The 16,987-nt window shown below is 30.9% G+C and carries 15 protein-coding genes and 1 pseudogene (1 of these 16 cut by a window edge); 3 read left to right on the forward strand and 13 right to left on the reverse strand.

The window, feature by feature from the left end; all coding sequences use genetic code 11:
• From lon to M3Z80_RS04040, 3 genes and pseudogenes are all read right to left on the reverse strand, one after another.
• Nucleotides 1-200: pseudogene (gene lon, locus M3Z80_RS04030) on the reverse strand (endopeptidase La) (it extends 2,293 nt beyond the left edge of the window).
• A 199-nt stretch (nucleotides 201-399) separates the two neighbouring features.
• Nucleotides 400-753: a T9SS type A sorting domain-containing protein gene (locus M3Z80_RS04035; RefSeq protein WP_293917801.1), complete on the reverse strand. Its 354-nt coding sequence runs from the start codon at nucleotides 751-753 to the stop codon at nucleotides 400-402.
• A gap of 218 nt (nucleotides 754-971) precedes the next feature.
• Complete coding sequence (locus M3Z80_RS04040; protein ID WP_293917803.1) at nucleotides 972-1,643, reverse strand: ComF family protein; 672 nt, start codon at nucleotides 1,641-1,643, stop codon at nucleotides 972-974.
• 46 nt (nucleotides 1,644-1,689) lie between these two features.
• Here M3Z80_RS04040 and M3Z80_RS04045 point away from each other — a divergent pair, with 46 nt between their 5' ends.
• Together M3Z80_RS04045 and M3Z80_RS04050 are read left to right on the forward strand one after the other, a co-directional pair.
• Nucleotides 1,690-2,133: a 6-pyruvoyl trahydropterin synthase family protein gene (locus M3Z80_RS04045; protein WP_293917805.1), complete on the forward strand. Its 444-nt coding sequence runs from the start codon at nucleotides 1,690-1,692 to the stop codon at nucleotides 2,131-2,133.
• Entirely contained in the window at nucleotides 2,112-2,912 is an 801-nt protein-coding gene (locus M3Z80_RS04050; protein ID WP_293917807.1) for a UDP-2,3-diacylglucosamine diphosphatase, read from the forward strand. Before M3Z80_RS04045 ends, M3Z80_RS04050 begins: the two co-directional genes overlap by 22 nt.
• A 10-nt stretch (nucleotides 2,913-2,922) precedes the next feature.
• Here the strand turns inward: M3Z80_RS04050 and M3Z80_RS04055 are convergent, their stop codons facing one another.
• The 4 genes from M3Z80_RS04055 to lepA all read right to left on the reverse strand — a co-directional run bounded on the left by M3Z80_RS04055 (nucleotide 2,923) and on the right by lepA (nucleotide 7,820).
• On the reverse strand, nucleotides 2,923-3,438 hold the full coding sequence (locus M3Z80_RS04055; RefSeq protein ID WP_293917809.1) for an acyl-CoA thioesterase: 516 nt from the start codon (nucleotides 3,436-3,438) through the stop codon (nucleotides 2,923-2,925).
• Between the two features lie 16 nt (nucleotides 3,439-3,454).
• A complete protein-coding gene (locus M3Z80_RS04060; protein ID WP_293917811.1) occupies nucleotides 3,455-3,850 on the reverse strand; it encodes an HU domain-containing protein in 396 nt (131 codons plus the stop codon).
• A gap of 852 nt (nucleotides 3,851-4,702) precedes the next feature.
• Nucleotides 4,703-5,332 carry a Crp/Fnr family transcriptional regulator gene (locus tag M3Z80_RS04065; protein WP_293917813.1) on the reverse strand — a complete coding sequence of 210 codons (630 nt, stop codon included), beginning with the start codon at nucleotides 5,330-5,332 and terminating at the stop codon, nucleotides 4,703-4,705.
• Nucleotides 5,333-6,026: 694 nt separating this feature from the next.
• Entirely contained in the window at nucleotides 6,027-7,820 is a 1,794-nt protein-coding gene (lepA, locus tag M3Z80_RS04070) for a translation elongation factor 4 (RefSeq protein ID WP_293917815.1), read from the reverse strand.
• A 185-nt stretch (nucleotides 7,821-8,005) separates the two neighbouring features.
• Between lepA and M3Z80_RS04075 the strand changes: the two genes are divergently transcribed.
• Entirely contained in the window at nucleotides 8,006-9,280 is a 1,275-nt protein-coding gene (locus M3Z80_RS04075) for a YeiH family protein (protein ID WP_293917817.1), read from the forward strand.
• 125 nt (nucleotides 9,281-9,405) lie between these two features.
• On the opposite strand, the gene M3Z80_RS04080 is transcribed toward M3Z80_RS04075, so the two are convergent.
• The 6 genes from M3Z80_RS04080 to M3Z80_RS04105 all read right to left on the reverse strand — a co-directional run.
• Nucleotides 9,406-10,050 (reverse strand): carbonic anhydrase, encoded by a 645-nt coding sequence (locus tag M3Z80_RS04080; protein ID WP_293917819.1) that lies wholly within the window; start codon nucleotides 10,048-10,050, stop codon nucleotides 9,406-9,408.
• Between the two features lie 54 nt (nucleotides 10,051-10,104).
• The gene (locus M3Z80_RS04085; RefSeq protein ID WP_293917821.1) at nucleotides 10,105-10,518 is read right to left on the reverse strand and encodes a DoxX family protein; all 414 of its coding nucleotides are present in this window, start codon (nucleotides 10,516-10,518) and stop codon (nucleotides 10,105-10,107) included.
• 380 nt (nucleotides 10,519-10,898) lie between these two features.
• A complete protein-coding gene (gene carB / locus M3Z80_RS04090; RefSeq protein WP_293917822.1) occupies nucleotides 10,899-14,075 on the reverse strand; it encodes a carbamoyl-phosphate synthase large subunit in 3,177 nt (1,058 codons plus the stop codon).
• A 129-nt stretch (nucleotides 14,076-14,204) separates the two neighbouring features.
• Complete coding sequence (locus M3Z80_RS04095) at nucleotides 14,205-15,278, reverse strand: carbamoyl phosphate synthase small subunit (RefSeq protein WP_293917823.1); 1,074 nt, start codon at nucleotides 15,276-15,278, stop codon at nucleotides 14,205-14,207.
• A gap of 33 nt (nucleotides 15,279-15,311) precedes the next feature.
• Nucleotides 15,312-16,187: an aspartate carbamoyltransferase catalytic subunit gene (locus M3Z80_RS04100; protein WP_293917824.1), complete on the reverse strand. Its 876-nt coding sequence runs from the start codon at nucleotides 16,185-16,187 to the stop codon at nucleotides 15,312-15,314.
• 315 nt (nucleotides 16,188-16,502) lie between these two features.
• On the reverse strand, nucleotides 16,503-16,987 hold a 485-nt coding region (locus M3Z80_RS04105), incomplete at its 5' end, for a topoisomerase C-terminal repeat-containing protein (protein ID WP_366519852.1).

Genomic DNA, 16,987 nt, shown 5'->3' on the forward strand with positions numbered 1-16,987 from the left:
AAATTGATGGATTTATTTCTACCTGCTGTAATTGGAATAACTACTCCTGGAAATAATACTACATTTTTAACGGGAAGTAGAGGTAGTACCGCAGGAAAAGTTTCATTCATCATTTTATCTTCTTCATCCTGACTTAATAAAGGAATAAACTCACTATCATTTTGCATAACTTGATCTAATGACAATATGTCGAACTTCATAATGTTTCGTATTAAAGATTTAGTGACAAACTTTCAGGTATATAGGATACGGATTGTTACTTTTTGTAAATCCTATTAGATTATAATGCTGATTATTAAAGAGAAATGTGCAATCTCTAAAGTTTGTCCATGTTCTAAGGTCAATTAATATGCCAAATAAATACAGGTATCTATGACAAAAATAGAACCTAAGATTATATTATAGTTTAATAAGAGTGAGTATCTCTCTGCTTCCATCGGAATAGGATACTTTTACAAAATATCGTCCGGTAGGTAGTTTAGAAATGTTAATTTCTTGATTTTGATTATTATCTAATATGTCTTTATCGATCAGATTAGTACCAACCATGGATAAAACAGATATATTAAGAATTCTTGATGAACTGGAATTCTTAACAAGTATAAAATTTACTGCAGGATTAGGATATAATTTTGATTTTGTATAAGGTTGGTCTTGATAGGAAATGTCCATTAAAAAACTTACTGGTATATCTTTTGCGGTAACCAAGTTCATTGAAAGTAGCAATGTAATAAATAATAAAAATTTCTTCATAAGCATTTTATCTTTAAAATTTATAAAATTTACTTGATAAATAATAGTTTTATAGTCTACGGTAATTAATGTATAAAATTATAATTATTTTTTTTTATTTACAACTTTTTAACAAAATATTTTTATCTTTATTTTAAAATAAGGATAATTTTAATCTTTATTTATCTTTAGAGTATACTTAATTTGTATATTTATTAAGATATAATTTATTTTAATTATTATGAAGCAATGGCTAAAGTAAATATACTGACTTGAGAATTTTGTATTTTCAATAATTCATGGGCGCAGGATATTAAAGTTGCGCCGGTTGTTAAAACATCATCGACTAATAAATAATGACTGGAACTTTGATTGGTTCTTATAAAGGCCTTTTTCATCCTGTTCATACGCTCATCCTTGTTAGATTCTATTTGCGATTCCATATGAATTACTCTTTCTAGTAAATGTTCGTCAAAATTGCAATTCATTAATGAGGCTAATCTTTTACAGCAAAGTATGATTTGATTATAATTTCTTTGTTTCAATCTTTTATAATGAATAGGTACCGGAATAATGGTATTTACTTCTTTTAAATAAGGGTTATCTTGGTTTTGCCTATACCAAATTTCAGCTAACCAAGAACCTATTTCAGGCTTATTTTTATATTTTAAATGGTGAATTAATTTCTGTGTAATATTTTTTTTTGAAAAAAATAGCAATGAGGAAGCAAATTCAATTTTTACAGATTCACTTATTTTATCATATATAGAATTATCTCGGATAAATGGCATATGAGTGAAAGGTAAGTTGGCTTTACAGTTTTCACATAAATAAGATTGGGTTGAAGAAATAATTATTTCACAGCCGATACACCTCATAGGGAACAGGGTAGAGAGTATTTCTTGCCACATGAGATTTTTCAATTATCTTTGCCTAAGATAATCAAAATTTTTAATTGTGATAAGGCTTACTAAAATTTTTACATTTGAAACGGCACATGCTTTATGGGGGTACGATGGTAAATGTAAGAATATTCACGGACATTCTTATAAACTCTATGTAACCGTTAAAGGGATACCTTCCAACGATGTACATAATGTTAAGAATGGAATGGTTATGGATTTTGGAGATTTAAAGTCTATCATCAAAAGATTAATAATAGATCCTTTGGATCATGCCATTATTTTAAATGCCCTTACAGAACATAAAAAATTAGGAGAACAATTGATAAAAGAAGGACATAAGGTTATCTTTACAAACTACCAGCCTACTTGTGAAAATATGCTGATGGACTTTGCTGAAAAGATTCAATCGGAACTTCCTGCGGCTATTATACTAGCAAAGCTTACATTATATGAAACAGAAACTTCTTATGGTGAATGGATAAAGGAGGATCAATAAAAATTAATCTGGATAAAGGTAAAAAAGTTTATTTTGCCTCGGATCAACATTTGGGAGCTCCAGATGAAGTTTCTTCCAGAAAAAGAGAAAAAATTTTTGTAGATTTTTTAGATCAAATAAAAAATGATGTACAAGTACTTTTCTTGTTAGGAGATTTATTTGATTTCTGGCATGAATATAAAACGGTTGTTCCTAAAGGGTTTGTACGTATTTTAGGGAAATTGGCAGAACTTTCAGATTCCGGAGTCGTTATTTATTTTTTTACCGGCAATCATGATTTATGGATGAGAGATTACCTCCAAAAAGAACTGTCTATAACTGTTTTTACAGAAGAACAAAACTTCATAATTAATGATAAAAGTTTCTTTATTGCACATGGGGATGGATTAGGACCCGGAGATCATGGATATAAAAGAATGAAAAAACTTTTTACTAATCCTTTCGCTCGATGGTTTTTTCGATGGTTACATCCTGATATTGGTGTAGCTTTAGGAAATTATTTGTCAAGAAAAAATAAATTAATCAGTGGAGAAGAAGATATCAAGTTTTTAGGAGAAGATAAAGAGTGGTTAATTGTTTTTTCTAAAGAAAAATTAACCAATACGCATTATGACTATTTTGTTTATGGACATCGTCATTTACCCATGGATTTATCTATTGGTAAAGATAAAGAAAGTCATTACATAAATTTGGGAGATTGGATCTCCTATTATACTTATGCTGTATTTAACGGTGAAGATTTACTTTTACAAAAGTACACTGATAAAAATTTGAACTAGCTTATATATTTTAGTTTCCTTCCAATAGCTTTTTCAACTCGATAGCTTCTGAAGGAGTAATTCTCCCGGATAAGAGCAATGATAATTCGCGACGATGGATCGCTCCCGTATATCTAATTATTTCTTCTTCGGTTTCAGGAACTAAGTCCGGAATTTTTTTTGGTTTCATGGTTTCATCTAATGCGACAAAAGTGTAAATTCCCTCATTGGTTTTTATTTTTCTGTGATTTATAACATCATCAATCCATATATCTACAATAACTTCCATGGAGGAGCCGAAAGCTCTTGATACTTTGGCTATTGCTTCCACTGTACTGCCTAAAGGTATTGGCAAGGAAAATGAAACGTGATTTACAGAAGCTGTAACTACCTTAGCTTCTGCATGTCTTTGTGCGGCAATAGCACAAGCCCGGTCCATTAATGAAAGTAAATCTCCTCCAAACATATTGTTATACGCATTGGTTTCATTTGTAAGAACAATGGTAGTCATAATAGTTTTTGACTCGGAAGGAGTTTTGGCTTTCATATAGTTTGATGTTTAATTATAAAGTAGGTAAACCAAAATTTTTATAGGTAGCAAAACTGTCTACATTTTGAAAATTAATTTTTTCTTTTACTGAGGTAAAAGTTCCTAAGTTTTCGACTGTTAAGTTTTGATTGGTTTTTAATGAGTTTTTCCACTCAGAGATAATTTGATAAACTGATTCTTTGGCTTTTTCTACATCAATAGATTCTAAGTCTGCAATTAGATTAGCCAGATTATCATCATTTAAATTATGCTGTTGATTAAAATTAAGAGAATAGGAGGGAGGAAGGATTTGATTGGTTTCTTCATCTTTCTTTACGGAAACAAGCTTTAATTCAAATTTTCCAAAAGAAGGTAAAGTTACCTGGCCGGCTTCATCCAATAATAGTATGATATATTTTACTAAATTCATAGGGTAAATTTATAAATAAATACATTAATTCTTCCCATAACTTTAGTGAATAGGTTTTAAAATTTGTATAAATTTATATACTAGTATAAAAAATATAAAGGAAAAATAACTATAAATTTTGTAAAATTATTTAAATAAACACCTCATGTTTATTTTGATATTCATTTATAAATTCAATTAAATTCAAAATAGTTTCTTTTTTTCTCAAACAATTTCCGATGTGAAAGAATAATATCACCATACATAAAGAATTGCACAATAAGAAAGATAAATGGAAATAAGAGACTGCCTCTATAGAAACCATATAAGAGAACTAATAGATTCAGGAAATAATCAACTTTAAACTAATCAATATCGTCACAAAAATAAGAACTATAAAACTGACTGGTAATAACCATTGATTCTAATATTGGTTAATTGCTAACATTTCATTAACATCAAATTGCTTGAAATCTCTATTAAGCCACTTCCTAATAATTATCCATACATATTCACTGTAACCACCTCAGGAAGAGATTTGTGGAGGTTTAACAATCTTTTTTTTATGGTATTAACTAAAGTTAGAGGCAACGTTATCCATAGAATTCATATTGCAGGCAAAAGTAATTCCATTAAAATCTCTAATTGGGAGTATAAAAGGGGAAGATTAATATCTTTAATCATTTCATTTGTTGGATGAAGTGATAATTTGTATTCTTTATAGTCAAAAAATACATTCGGCAGATTATTCACTTTTTCATAGGTTTAAAAACCAATATTTTTATAAAAGACTAATGATTTTTAATATCTATAACCCCAAGATAAACTAGATTGATTCTATGGATTGCTTAATAATAAAATTAGTTGTGCCTGTTAATGGTAATATTTATTTTCAGGAAATTTACTGCTTTCTAAACAAATTTGTCTTTCTTTCAGTTTCTTTTTCATAGCGCTAAAAAATTCAGGAGTTATACCAATGTAAGACGCAATATGTTTTTGCGAAATAGAATCTTTTAATTCCGGAAATCTTTTACAAAAGTTTATATACCTTTCTTCTGCGGATAGACTTAGAATTTCATACAGACGATTACGTAAGAATATAACGGAACGAATTAAACTCTCATTATAATACAGTTCTAATTTTGGAAACCTTTTGACGGATTCTTCTTTTGCAGTATTTGATAAGATAAGTATTTCAGAATCAAGATCGGCTGCAATATTAAATTTTGCAAGTTGTTTATATAAAATACTTTCATTATCAGCAATCCACCAACCTTTGGAAGAGAATTGTAATACTTGTTCCAATCCTTTTTTATCATTAATATAACTACGTAAGCAGCCTGAAAGTACATAATAATAGTTATCTTGCACTTCATCTTGCTGTAAAAGAAATTCCCTTTTATTGAGCTTTCTGAATTTTAGAATAGATTTTAAATAATCTTTTTCCTCTTTAGAAATAGTAACTACTTCATTTATTTCTTCAAAAACTTTTTCAAAAATCATAGTATAAATAAGTTTTTTAATTTTTACATAAAAAATTTTATAATACACATAATATATTATAATAACAGAACCTGTTATCTTTTGAGAATTTATTATAATATTAATGTTTCTTAAAAAGAGAAATTAAACACAAGTGTTAAATCTTTATAAAAACTATACTCTAAAGTCTTTAAGAATTCAAACCTTAATTCTCTTATTGTTATATGTAGTATATAATTGAAAATGGTTACGAAAAATTAATTATAAAAATTTTTTTTCGTAAAAAATATAAACACATTGTTTATATTTTAAAAATTTCCGCTTATTAAAAACTCGTAATATTAATTTTTTTATTTGATTAGCTACTCAACAAATCAAACGAAAATAGATATTAGGTTAGAATAAACAATAATATATTATAAATTAAATTTATTGATTAGATGGTAATGAATTATTAAAAAAAATAATTATATCATTGTAAACTATATACAAATTAATGGTTTACATAGCTTAAATAATTGGATATCATAAGTATAAAGCAATATGATGTTTACTATATTTAAATTTTTAATGAAATAAAATATAATATAATAAGTAACCTTATAGATTATATTATATAACTATTGAATTTAATTACAATCTATTTCCTTACTATTTTTAGTAAAACCTTCACATTTTCCGATTGATTGATGTAAGAAGGAAAAAATATAGTTTATTAATCTAATTTTAATACGGCAAGGAATGCTGATTGAGGTACTTCCACACGTCCAATTTGTCGCATTCTTTTCTTACCTTGTTTTTGCTTTTCCAATAATTTTCTTTTACGAGAAATGTCTCCACCATAACATTTGGCAGTAACATCTTTACGCAATGCTTTAATGGTTTCGCGCGCAATAATTTTGGATCCGATGGCAGCTTGAAGAGGAATGTCAAATTGTTGTCTTGGAATTAATTCTTTTAATTTTTCACACATCTTTTTACCTATGTTATAAGCATTATCATGATGAATAAGAGCAGATAATGCGTCAACATGTTCTCCATTAATAAGTATATCTACTTTTACCAATTTAGATACTTTCATCCCTGAAGGAGAATAATCAAAAGATGCATATCCTTTAGAAATCGTTTTCAATCGGTCATAAAAATCGAAAACTACTTCAGCTAGAGGCATCTCAAATAATAGCTCAACTCGATCAGTAGTTAAATAGGATTGATTAGTTAATTCTCCTCTTTTTTCAATACAAAGATTCATTACCGCACCGATAAAGTCTGTTTTAGTAATAATGGAAGCTCTGATATATGGCTCTTCAACCCGATTTAGGGTAGTAGCTTCAGGTAGCTCTGATGGATTATGTACAGCTATTGCTTTCTCAGGATCTTTGTTAAGATAGGCATTATAAGAAACATTGGGAACGGTTGTAACTACAGTCATTCTAAACTCTCTTTCCAAACGTTCTTGTATAATTTCCATGTGTAGCATACCTAAAAATCCACAACGAAAACCAAATCCTAAAGCAGCGGAAGATTCCGGTTCAAAAACCAGGGAAGCATCATTTAACTGAAGTTTTTCAAGTGCAGAGCGTAACAATTCATATTCCTCTGTATCAACGGGATAAATTCCGGCAAATACCATAGGTTTTACTTCTTCAAAACCGGCAATAGCTTCTAATGCAGGATTTTCAAAAGAAGTGATAGTATCACCTACCTTAACTTCACGGGCTTCCTTTATACCGCTAATAATGTATCCTACGTCCCCACATTGAATGCTATCTTTAGGTAGTTGATTCAATTTTAGAGTACCTATTTCATCAGCATCGTAACTTTTTTCGGTAGCCATGAATTTTACTTTCTGACCCTTTTTTATACTACCATTCACTACTTTAAAATAAGCCTCTATACCTCGGAAAGGATTAAAAACAGAATCAAATATTAAGGCTTGTAAAGGGGCATCAGGATTTCCGGATGGAGCCGGGATTCTTTTTACAATTTGCTCAAGTAATTCTTCAACTCCTTCTCCCGTTTTACCACTTGCTCGAAGTACATCTTCCGGTTTGCAACCTAAAAGGTTAACTATTTCATCCGTAACCTCTTCAGGGTTTGCAGCCGGTAAATCAATTTTATTTAGTACCGGTATAATTTCCAGATCATGTTCTAAAGCCAAATATAAATTAGAAATAGTTTGAGCTTGGATGCTTTGTGCTGCATCTACAATTAGAAGAGCACCTTCACAGGCTGCTATTGAACGTGAAACTTCATAAGAAAAATCAACATGTCCCGGAGTATCGATCAAATTTAGTACATATTTTTCCCCTTCATATTCATACTCCATCTGAATTGCATGACTTTTTATGGTAATACCTCGTTCCCGTTCAAGGTCCATATCGTCCAACGTTTGCTCCTGCAATTCTCGGTCTGAAATAGTTTTTGTTTGTTGTAAAAGCCTGTCTGCTAACGTACTTTTGCCGTGATCTATATGGGCTATAATGCAAAAATTTCTTATGTTCTTCATATTATCTACAATAATGCAAAAATACATTTTTTATAAACAATAAAAGTATGTATTTAGCATAAACTCATCTTCCAGGTAAAAATCATTATTTTAAATCCTATTAATTCGATAGGAATTATTACATTTGCGATGTTTTTAAATAAAATAAGATTGAAAAACTTTTTAAAGAACATCAAAAATTGAAAATGAAAAAATTAAAATTAACAGAAGATTGGACTGCCACGATCATTGGTGGATTTGTCATCTTATTAGGTATTATTTTATATGCTTCCCTAGGTTATACAGTAAGTTGGCCTACATTCAAATGGAGTACGGGTAATGAATTGTTATCCAACGTATTAACTATCAAAAATTTCATTAACATTTTTATTGTTTTTATTGTTTCTTATGATTTATTACTTATAGCAGATGTGCTACAGGGAAAACCAATGAGTTCAGTGAAAGGCTTTCCATTGCTATTTGTTCTTACTATAATTGCAATGATAATCGGAGGAAATTCGATTATGAATTATTGGGGACTTGAAACCGTTATATTTTGTTTGTTTATAGGATTGGTCATAAATAATTTTTTCGGTACACCTCAATGGATAAAAGGTTGCTTATCTTCAGAAATGTATGTTAAAATTGGATTAATTTTTCTTGGTTCAACAATCATATTCCAAGATATAATGCAAGCAGGAGCATTAGGATTAATACAGTCAGTAGTAGTAGTATTTTCGGTTTGGTATTTTTCATTCTGGCTTTGTAAAAAATTCAACATAGATAAAGAAATGTCTATGATGCTTTCCAGTGCCGTGTCAATTTGTGGAGTTTCTGCGGCCATAGCTACGGCTGGAGCAATTAAAGGGGATTCAAAAAAATTATCTTATGTAGTGTCTCTAGTTTTAGTAGTTGCAGTTCCTATGATTATAATTATGCCTGCATTGGCAAAATTTTTAGGATTAGGAGAAGTCATGGCAGGAGCTTGGATAGGAGGAACCATAGACACAACCGGAGCAGTAGCAGCAACCGGGGCAGTTTACGGGGAAGAAGCTTTAAAAATAAGTACCATTGTAAAATTTTCACAGAATGTTTTATTAGGTATTGCTGCATTCTTAATCGCAGTTTACTGGAGTTATACTAAAAAAGATGGAAATGAATTTGCAGATAAACCTAGCTTAAAGGTAATTTGGGATAGATTTCCTAAGTTCGTTATAGGTTTTATTATGGCATCTTTATTATTTTCTTTTGTAATTCCAACTGAACAATATAAACCTGTTATAAATGAATTAAAGAAATTCCAGGGACTATGGTTTGCGTTAGGGTTCACCTCTATAGGATTGGAAACTAATTTTAGAACATTAATTAATAAAGAAAACAGAAAAGCTACCATGGTATTTTTAGGAGCTCAAACCTTTAATGTAGTATTTACATTAATTATTGCTTATTTAGTCTTTGGTATAGAATGGTCTAAGATATAAAATACAAATACTTTATTATTTTTATTTTGGGAGAGTTTAGTTTTTACTAAACTCTCCCATTATTTTAATATAATCTTATTAAATCGATAAACGATGTGAGTAACAATTTTTTCTAATTAAAAAAATTAAAATAACCTTTTACCTTCATACAAATTGTATATTTCCATAATCTCTTTCAAAATCTTTTTAAAATTGATTTTCATATCGATTAATTTTCCTGTTCGAATATCAAATATCCAACCGTGAACCTTAAGATTATTTTCAATGATTGCTTTCTGTACAGAAGCAGTTTTTATTAAGTTAATGCATTGCTCTTCAACATTCAATTCAATAAGTCTATTATATTTTTCCTCTGAGCTTTTAATTAAATTTAATTCATCTTTATGAATTCTATAAACATCCCTTATATTACGCAACCAAGGATTTAAAAGACCTAAATCTTTAGCTTCCATGGCTTCTTTTACACCACCACAATAATAATGTCCGCATACTATAATTTGTTTAATTTTTAAATGATCAATAGCATAAGTGATGACAGATTGCACATTAAAATCTGTGCTAATAACCATATTAGCCAAATTTCTGTGAACAAATACTTCACCGGGTTTCGCTCCCAATAGCTCTTCTGTTGCGACGCGACTATCAGAGCAACCTATATATAAAATTTCGGGATTCTGTCCCTTTGACAATTTATCAAAATATTTTTTATCCGCAGAAAGCTTTTTGGCGATCCATTTATCATTGTGTGTAAATATTTTCTCAAAATTCATGTATGGATTGTATAGTAATAAAAAATAATGAACAAAAATTACTACGAAATTATTTTATATCATAATTCCATTATTTCCTTTATATATGCTATATTTTCCTGATCCTAAAAATAATAATGCTAGGGAGGTAAGTAAATAAAATAGATTAAGCTCTACTTTAAGTCCTCCAGTTTGTGAAATTGAAAATCCTGCAAAACCATGTACCAAATAGAAAGTCATAAGCATGGTAATAATGATTAAAATTGATGATATTCTTGTGAAAATACCTAATATGATGAAAAGGGGAGCAATAACTTCTCCTACCGGAACTCCTAACCAGAGATATTCAGGCATGTTTTTGGAGGTTAACATCCCTTTTATAAAGTCATGACCATGAAGTAATTTAGATACTCCATGGAAGATCATTAAGCCACCTATTGAAATACGCAATAGGAGTTTTCCAAGATCCGAATTCAATTCTTTTGCCATAATTTTTATATAAATTTATTCAAAAATAATTTTTTTATTTCATAATTTATGTATCTTTTGTTAATTAATTCATATTATTTTTATTCATATATTTAATATTTGGTTCTTTATAAGATTATGAATAATTTATCAAGAAACTGTTTCTAAAATAAAAATCTTGTATGATATGAATTTTACATAAACTTTTGAGTCTAAGCTTGAAAAATAGAGTTAAAAATTTCAATATAGCTTATAAAATCAAAATAATATTCTTTTTCAAACATTGCAGTTAGACCTTATCAGGTATTTTAGAAGGTCAATCTGAATTTAAGTATTTATTAAAAACAAAAAAGTCCTGTTATAACAGGACTTTTTATAATATCATTTCTTTAATTTTATACTTAAAACGGTTTAATATCGAATACGATAGATTCTAATACCTGAACCACAGCGGCAGTAGTATCTAAAGAGGTGAAGCAGGCAACACTGTTTTCAACTGCATTTCTTCGTATTAAGAATCCGTCTTCTTGTGCGGTTCCATCATTAGAAAGTGTATTAATAACAAATTGAGCTTTGCCTTGCTGCATGATTTTTACGATGTTATTGTCTTCACTTTCAATTTTGTTAATTTCAACAACCGGAATATTATAATCACGGAAATATTTGGCTGTTCCTTTAGTTGCCATAATTGTATATCCTATATCGTAAAATCTTTTCGCTAAAGGTAAAGCCTCTGCCTTATCCTTATCGGCTACTGTAAATACTGCATTTCCAAGAATCGGTATATTGATTTGCCCTGCTCGAAGAGCTTTGTAAAGAGCTCTTTCGTAAATGGTATCTTTTCCTATAACTTCCCCGGTAGATTTCATTTCAGGGCCGAGAGTTATATCTACAGAACGCAATTTGGCAAAAGAGAAAACAGGTGCTTTAATAAATATATTACGAGATTCCGAATAACAATCCATAGCGTATCCTTGCTCTTTCAAAGATTTTCCCAACACTGCTTTAGTAGCAATTTTTGCGAGAGGAATACCGGTAACTTTGCTCATAAATGGAATAGTTCGGCTGGATCGAGGGTTTACTTCCAATACATATATTTTTCCACTCATTAATACAAATTGTATGTTCATTAACCCTATAATTTTAAATCCTCTGGCTAATGCTTGAGTCTGACGAATAATTTCTTCTTTTTCTTCTTTTGTTAAGGTTTGTGGAGGATATACAGCAATTGAGTCTCCGGAATGGATTCCTGCCTTCTCAATATGTTCCATGATTCCCGGAACGAAAACATTTTTTCCATCGGAAATGGCATCAACTTCTATTTCTTTCCCTACCAAATATTTATCAATTAATATCGGTTGTTTCTCATGAACATTAATGGCCTCTTTCATATATTTTTCCAGCTCTGAATCTTGATATACGATTTGCATGGCTCTTCCTCCCAATACATAAGAAGGGCGAATAACTACAGGGTATCCGATAGAATTGGCTACACGTAAAGCTTCTTCTAAAGTGAATACCGTATCGCCTTTAGGACGGGCAATATTTAATTCATTTAATTGCTCTTCAAATTTCTTGCGATCTTCAGCTCGATCAATATCTTCCAAACTAGTTCCTAGTATCTTAGCTCCGGCGTCTATGGCTGCTTGGGCTAAGTTAATAGCTGTTTGTCCGCCAAATTGAACAAAAATTCCGTCCGGTTTTTCTAAATCTATGATTGAAGTAATGGACTCTCTGGTAAGCGGTTCAAAATAAAGCTTATCTGATATACTGAAATCTGTAGATACAGTTTCCGGATTGCTGTTGATGATGATAGCTTCATATCCGGCCTCTTTAAGAGCTAATACACTATGTACGGTTGCATAGTCAAATTCAACTCCCTGTCCGATTCTTATCGGTCCGGAACCTAGTACAATAACCTTTTTCTTATCAGTACGTGCCGATTCATTTTCGGTGCCGTATGTGCTGTAGAAATAAGGTGTTGTCGAGATAAATTCTGCCGCACATGTATCTACCATCTTATATACAGGAATGATTTCATTTTCCTTTCGTATAGAATATACTTGTTTTTCATCCATATTCCATAGTCGGGCAATCTCCCAATCAGAAAATCCGTATTTCTTTGCTTCAGCCAGTATATTTACATTTTTAGGCTTTTCTTTTACCTCCTTTTCGAGTTCGATGATGTGTAAAATTTTAGCGAGGAAAAAGATATCAATCTTAGTTATTTCGTATATTTTTTGAATACTAATTCCATTTCGTAAAGCTTCAGCAATTAAAAATAAACGTTCATCATCAGCATACTTAAGTCTTTTTTCCAGAGTCGAAGCCTCAAATGGCTTCATATCTTTTTTGGATAAGTGTAAACAGCCTATTTCCAATGATTGTACGGCTTTTAATAACGCTTCTTCGATAGAAGTACCTATAGCCATAACTTCTCCGGTAGCTTTCATTTGGGTGCCCAAATGCCTGTTTGCACTTTGAAATTTATCGAAAGGCCATCTTGGAATTTTGGCTACTACATAATCTAAAGTTGGCTCAAAACAAGCATAGGTGGTATTTGTTACCGGATTTTTCATTTCGTCAAGAGTTAATCCTACGGCAATTTTAGCTGCCAATTTCGCAATCGGGTAACCGGTAGCTTTAGAAGCTAGGGCAGATGAACGGCTAACTCTAGGGTTAACTTCTATTACAATATAATCTTTGCTTAAAGGATCTAAGGCAAATTGAACATTACAGCCTCCTTCAATTTTTAAAGCGCGAATTATTTTTAAAGCAGAATTTCTAAGTAATTGATATTCTTGATCTGCTAAGGTCTGACTGGGAGCAAAAACAATGGAGTCTCCTGTATGGATACCTACCGGATCGAAATTTTCCATATTACAAACAACAATAGCATTGTCATTTGCATCTCTCATTACTTCATATTCAATTTCTTTATATCCGGCTATGCTCTTTTCTATAAGGCATTGATGAACGGGACTGTATTTCAATCCCGAATCGGTAATTTCTCTTAACTCATTTTCATTTTCAGCTATTCCCCCTCCGGTTCCACCAAGTGTAAAAGCAGGTCTTACAATGATTGGAAACCCAATTTGATTAGCAAATTCTACCGATGATTCAACATCGGTAACGATAATACTTTCCGCAATGGGCTCATTAATGTTTTCCATTAATTGCTTAAACAGATCCCTATCTTCGGCTTGTTCAATGGAAGATAATGTAGTTCCTATAATTTCAACATCATACTGAGCTAAAGTGCCGGCTTTAGCTAGTTCCACAGCAAGATTTAACCCGGTTTGCCCTCCCAAAGAAGGTAATAAAGCATCGGGTCTTTCTAAGGCAATAATTTGTTGTAGAAAATCTAAGGTTAAGGGTTCCATATATACCTTATCTGCAATTTCTTTATCAGTCATAATAGTTGCAGGATTCGAATTAACGAGGATTACCTTATATCCTTCCTCTTTAAGAGCCAGGCAAGCTTGAGTTCCGGCATAATCGAATTCGGCAGCCTGACCGATAATGATAGGTCCGGATCCTATCACAAGAATTTTATTTATATCTGTGCGTTTTGGCATTTTAATTTTTAATTTTTAATTTGAAAAAGTAACTTCAGATTACATACAATTTATGAGAATTACTTTATGCTGTTTTTTTATCTGGCGATACTTCGATGTTTATATTTTTCAGAATAAAAAAGAATTTTATTATTTAAGCTTAAATTCATCAATCATGTCCATAAAACGGTTGAATAAATATTCATTGTCATTCGGTCCTGGACTGGATTCCGGATGGTATTGAACGGTAAACGCCCAATTTTTTCTGTCTTGTAAACCTTCTATGGTGCCGTCATTTAAAGCTCGGTGAGTAACTTCTAATGAGGTGTTTTTTAATGAATCTTCGTCAACCACATATCCATGATTTTGAGAAGTTATATGAACCCTATTGGTAGATAATTCTTTTACCGGATGATTAGCACCTCTGTGTCCGAAAAGCATTTTATATGTTTTTGCACCCTGAGCCAAGGCGTATAATTGATGCCCTAGACAGATTCCGAATATAGGCACTTTCCCGCTTAATTCTTTAATAGTATTTATTGATTCTGTTAATTCTTCCGGGTTTCCGGGACCATTAGAAAGCATAATTCCATCCGGATTTAGTTCTAATATTGAATTAGTGTCTGTATTATAAGGGACTACTACAACATCGCAATTTCTTAGGCATAATTCTTTTAATATGCTTTTTTTCATTCCATAGTCAACCAATACGATTCGATTACCTTCTGCAGGGGCACTATAAGCTCTGGGGGTGGATACTTCGGGAACATGATGTGCCAGTTGATGATTTTTAAATTTTTTAATTACTTCATCAATATCTTCATTTTCATCACAAAATTTACCTTTCATGCTTCCTTTAGTCCGTATAGTTTTCACTAAGGCACGAGTATCAATACCGCTTAATCCGGGGATATTTTGTTTTTTTAGGAAGGTATCTAAATTCATTTGACTTTTCCAGTGAGATTCTGTTTTTGCATATTCGTGAACAATAATCCCTCCTACAAAAGAATTGAGAGATTCAAAATCACTAGGGTTGATACCGTAATTACCGATTAATGGGTAAGTGAAAACTATGATTTGTTTGTGAAATGAAGGGTCTGACAAGGTTTCCTGATAACCGGTCATTCCTGTGGTAAATACAACTTCACCAATTGTGAATTGATCACTGCCGAAGCCTTCGCCATTAAATACTAATCCGTTTTCTAATACTAATTTTCTTTTCAAGGGTTGTTAATTTATTTTAATGGTTTGATATATTTATGAGTTAAAAACATAGTTAAGAACTGCAATCCGAGCAAATACTCCGTTAGTCATTTGTGTAAATATTCGAGACTGGGAAGCTTCAATAAGGTCTTCATCAATTTCAACATTTCTATTAATAGGGGCCGGATGCATAATGATAGCCTTCGGTTTCATTCTATCAGCTCTTTCCTTAGTTAATCCATACAATTCCAAGAAATTTTTTTCATCATATTGTTTAGAATGTCTTTCATTTTGATTTCTTAGCAGCATAACAACATCAGCATTCGAAATTGCAGTGTCTAGGGAGGTATAAGTTCCCATTGTCATACTGGAATCCCTCCAAAATTCCGGCGTAGCAAAAGTAATATTAGAACCTAGTCTTTTTAAAATTTTTGCATCAGAATGAGCTACCCGGCTATGTACGACGTCTCCTGCTATTACAACATTAAGATTTTTGAAAGTGCCAAATTCTTCATATATGGTTACTAAATCTAACAGCGATTGGGTAGGGTGGTCTCCACAACCATCTCCGGCGTTAATAATCGGTACATCTATTTTATTAATTAAACTTTCGTAAAATTTATCCTGCGCATGTCTTATTACAAAACATTCAACTCCTATAGAATGAAGGGTTTTAACCGTATCATATAAGCTTTCTCCTTTTTTGATACTGGAGGTTTCAGCATCAAAGTAAATAATTTCCATACCTGTTTTTTTCTCAGCCATTTCAAAACTAAGCTTGGTACGTGTGCTATTCTCAAAAAATAAATTAGATATGTAGCGGTTTGATAGATTGGGATATGCTTTTTTCCTTTTGAAACTGATAGCATCATCTATCAAGTTCTTAATTAGCTCCAAATCAAAATTTTCAAGCGAAATAAAATGATTCATTTTTTGATATATTTAGTTTAATTAGCATTGCTTTCTATTTATAAAAAAAAACATCTTAAATAATAAGATGTTTTTAAATGAATATTTAAAAAAAATATTTTCGGTATCTTCTATATGAGATTTCGTTCCGAGAAATAGTAAAGGAATAAGTCCATCTAAAGGAATGAAAATTCCTTTTTTTTCTATTATCTTAGGTAATGATTGAAAATTATTCAAAAGGTTGAAAAAATATAATCTGTGTTAATTAATTGAATTAAAAATCTTACAAAGTTAAATTAAATTTTAAAATAATATAATCAACTAATACTTTAACTATTATTCAAATACTATTCCGAAATTTTTATCAAAAGATAAAATACCTTCTGTTTTCTCATGGGTTTCCGGATTTATAAGGCCTTTTATTTTTGAAGTTTTACCTTTACATATTAAATCAGAAATTTGCTTTAAAGACAATTTTTTACCGTATATTTCAAAGGGAACGGTAAAATCACAATTTTTATAATTGGAACATCCGTATGCAGATTTTCCTTTTATTAACTTACGAGCGTTACATTTAGGGCATAACAATTCCTCCACAGATTGTGAATTAGTGTTTGATTTTTTATGAATATTCTTATTTTCTACATTCTTTTTATCTTGTACTGAGATTCTACGGTATTGGCTATTTTTAACTTCTTGTGTGAGATTAGTTACCATTTCTATGAGTTCCTTTTTAAAAAGATCGGAAGAATAGGTGCCTTTTTCAATTAACCTAAGTTTTTTTTCCCAAAGTCCGGTAAGCTCTACACTCTTCAATAATT

It is taken from the genome of Apibacter sp. (assembly GCF_025291155.1).
Taxonomy (GTDB): domain Bacteria; phylum Bacteroidota; class Bacteroidia; order Flavobacteriales; family Weeksellaceae; genus Apibacter.